Genomic DNA, 939 nt, shown 5'->3' with positions numbered 1-939 from the left:
CCGGCGCGGGGTGGCGGGGGGCGTGTGGGCCAACAACCGCCGGTGGGCGGGGGGGGGGCCCCGGGCGGGGGGGGCCCCCCCCCCGGCGGGCCCCCCCCCCTCGGCGTGGGTAGTCAGCCGCGGGTGCCGAACTTCGGCAGCCCCCGGAAGTCACAGCTAGGACACTCGTCTTCGCCCTGGATATAGCCCTCATGGACAACGCGGTGATCTTCCAGTCGGCAGGGGACGTCCGGGCGATCAGGCAGATGCGCTCGCGCACCGTTTCACCCTCGGCATCCCCGTGCGTATCTATACCAACCAGATCAACCCCGCCTGGGGCGGCCTGTCGTTCAAGAGCCTGATCCCCGTCTGGAACGACAGGGGCGACACTGCCGAGATCCGCAACATAAAGGGGGCGGTCGTCGCCCGCTACGCCTACGGCACCGCTGCGAAATAGCTCCCCTCCTTCAGTCACGCAGCGGTGGCTCCCAAGCGGATCCTCCGAAGTGCGCCAGGGCTTCCCGGAGTCGAGCGTCGACGGGGTGCATCGGGGCGAGGGGGATGACTGTGATCCATGCTTGCGAGGGTGGGGTGTCGGTGGAGGAATGGGGGCGAGCGTGGAGGATTGCCTGGACCGAGCGGTACCGGGTCGGACGTCCCGCCGAGTCGTAGACCGATCGAATGGACAGGCGCCGGATCTCTTGTGACGTGAGAACTGTTTGGCGCCGACGGTGCACGACCTCGATCCGCTCGCAGTCTATGGTCACATGGACGAAAGCCCCAAGGAGCAGGCAGCGGCGCACGAAAGAGGCCGCCACCCATATCGGCCAGAGCAGGCAGCCGAGCGCAATGATGAAGAGTGCATTAGGGCGCGTATCGAGTCGTGATCAATCTGTGTGATGTGCCTTCGTGGCAGGGTTCGGTCCGATAGACCGTCTTACGTGACGCGCGTACAACTGA

General features: G+C 66.7%; 1 protein-coding gene. It reads left to right on the top strand.

Annotated features, from left to right (window positions below):
• Nucleotides 1-280 precede the first annotated feature (280 nt).
• On the top strand, nucleotides 281-436 hold the full coding sequence (locus ACFWWQ_RS25540) for a hypothetical protein (RefSeq protein WP_384600494.1): 156 nt from the start codon (nucleotides 281-283) through the stop codon (nucleotides 434-436).
• Nucleotides 437-939: the final 503 nt, after the last annotated feature.

Origin of the sequence: Streptomyces sp. NPDC059080, from assembly GCF_042739975.1 — a bacterium.
Classification (GTDB): Bacteria; Actinomycetota; Actinomycetes; order Streptomycetales; family Streptomycetaceae; genus Streptomyces; species Streptomyces benahoarensis.
The sequence above is the reverse complement of the archived record's forward strand: the minus strand, read 5'-3'. Positions and strand labels throughout refer to the sequence as shown.